The organism is Micromonospora sp. MH33 (genome assembly GCF_003013775.1).
GTDB lineage: Bacteria > Actinomycetota > Actinomycetes > Mycobacteriales > Micromonosporaceae > Micromonospora > Micromonospora fulviviridis.
In genome coordinates this window covers 1-2,490 of the sequence record NZ_MUYZ01000534.1, presented here as the reverse complement: position 1 = coordinate 2,490, position 2,490 = coordinate 1, and the positions used below count along the sequence as shown (strand labels likewise).

The window sequence follows — 2,490 nt, the reverse complement described above, 5'->3', positions numbered from 1 at the left end:
CCCGGCGAGCCGGTCGGCCCACGGACCGGCCTGGGCGGCGAGCGCCCCGGCGGTCCGGGCGGAGAGCAGCACCGGCACCACGGGCAGCGCGGCGGGCTCGCCGGCCGGCACGGGCGGTTCGGGGGCCTGTTCGAGGATGGTGTGGGCGTTGGTGCCGCTGATCCCGAAGGAGGAGACGGCGGCGCGGCGCGGCCGGCCGGTCAGCGGCCAGGGCCGGCCCTCGGTGAGCAGTTCGACCGCGCCCACGCTCCAGTCCACCTGGTCGCTCGGTTCGTCGACGTGCAGGGTCGGCGGCAGGTAGCCGTGGCGCAGGGCGAGCACCATCTTCATCACGCCGGCCACGCCGGCGGCGGCCTGGGTGTGCCCGATGTTCGACTTGATCGAGCCGAGCAGCAGCGGCCGGTCGCCGGGCCGGTCCTGCCCGTACGTGGCCAGCAGCGCCTGCGCCTCGATCGGGTCGCCCAGCTTCGTGCCGGTGCCGTGCGCCTCGACGGCGTCCACGTCGGCGGCGTCGAGGCGGGCGTTGGCCAGGGCCGCGCGGATGACCCGCTGCTGGGCGGGCCCGTTGGGGGCGGTGAGCCCGTTGGACGCGCCGTCCTGGTTGACCGCGCTGCCCCGGATCACGGCGAGGATCGGGTGGCCGTTGCGCCGGGCGTCGGAGAGCCGCTCGACCAGCAGCACGCCGGCCCCCTCGCCCCAGCTGGTGCCGTCGGCGGCGGCGGCGAACGCCTTGACCCGGCTGTCCGGGGCCAGGCCGCGCTGCCGGCTGAACCCGACGAACACGCCGGGGGTGGACATCACGGTGACCCCGGCGACCAGGGCCAGGGAGCACTCGGCGGCGCGCAGCGCCTGGCCGGCCCAGTGCAGCGCGACCAGCGACGAGGAGCAGGCGGTGTCCACCGAGACGGCGGGCCCTTCCAGCCCGAGGGTGTAGGAGACCCGGCCGGAGAGCACGCTGCCGGCGTTGCCGGTCATCAGGTGCCCCTCGGCGCCCTCGGCGGTGATCATCAGGTTGCGGTAGTCCTGGTAGTTGGTGCCGACGAAGACGCCGGTGGGGCTGCCGCGCAGCGCCTGCGGGTCGATGCCGGCCCGTTCGACGGCCTCCCAGCAGACCTCCAGCAGCAGCCGCTGCTGCGGGTCCATGGCCAGGGCCTCCCGGGGGCTGATGCCGAAGAAGCCGGGGTCGAAGTCGGCGACGCCGGGAACGAAGCCGCCCTGGCGGGCGTAGCTGGTGCCCTCCGTGGCGGGGTCGGCGTCGAAGAGCCGGTCCAGGTCCCAGCCCCGGTCCGTGGGGAAGTCGCCGATGGCGTCGCCGCCCGCGGCGAGCAGCTGCCACAACCGTTCCGGGTCGTCCGCCCCGCCGGGGAACCGGCAGCTCATCGCGACGATGGCGAGCGGCTCGTCGGGGGTGGCGACGGCGACCGGCGCGGCCACCGCGGCGGCGGCCCCGCTGAGCAGCTCGTCGAGGTGCCCGGCGAGCACCGCCGGGCTCGGGTAGTCGAAGGCGAGGGTGGCGGGCAGCCGCAGGTCGGTGGCGGTGGCGAGGAGGTTGCGCAGGTCCACGGCGGTCAGCGAGTCCAGGCCGAGGTCCCGGAAGGGCCGGGTGGCGGGGATGTCGTCGGCGGACCCGTAGCCGAGGGCACCGGCCGCGCACTGCCGGACCAGGTCGAGCAGCGCCGCGCTCCGCTCGGCCGCGGACCGGCCGGCGAGGCGCCGGGCCAGCTCCGAGGAGGGTACGGCCGGCTCCTCGGCTGGGGCCTCGGCCGGCCGGGTGGCCGCCTGGAATTCGGGCAGGTCGGCGAGGAGCGGGCTGGGCCGGACCAGGGTGAACGCCGGGGCGAACCGGGTCCAGTCGATGTCGGCGATCACCGTGGTGCGGTCGCCGCGGCGCAGCGCCCGCGCCAGCGCCGCGACGGCGAGGTCGGGGTCCATGGCCACCATGCCGCCCCGGCGCAGCCGCTGCTGGGCGCGCGCGTTGTCGGCGGGCAGGCCCGCCCCGCTCCACGCGCCCCAGGCGACGGAGAGCGCCGGGAGCCCCTCGGCCCGGCGCCGTTCCGCGAGGGCGTCGAGGTGCGCGTTGGCCGCCCCGTACGCGCCCTGTCCGGCGTTGCCGGTGGTGCCGGCGACGGAGGAGAACAGCACGAACGCGTCCAGGTCGAGGTCGCGGGTGAGCGCGTCGAGGTGGTCGGCGGCGGCGCTCTTGGGCGCGGCGACGGTGTGCAGGCGGGCCGGGGTGACGGTGTCCACGATGCCGTCGTCGAGCACGGCGGCGGTGTGCAGCACGGCGCTGAGCGGGGCGTCGTCCGGGAGGTGCGCGAGCAGGGCGGCGAGTTGCGCCCGGTCGGTGACGTCGCAGCGGGCCACGGTGACGCGTACCCCGAGGTCGGTCAGCTCGGCGGCGAGGTCGCCGGCGCCGGGGGCGTCGGGGCCGCGGCGGCTGGCCAGCAGCACGTGGGCGGCGCCGGAGCGGGCCGCCCAGCGGGCCAGGTG

At 77.4% G+C, this 2,490-nt stretch carries 1 protein-coding gene; it reads right to left on the bottom strand.

Annotated elements, in window-relative coordinates:
• The coding region (locus B0E53_RS35430) for a type I polyketide synthase (protein ID WP_146167938.1) at nt 1–2,490 on the bottom strand (2,490 nt) is incomplete at both ends.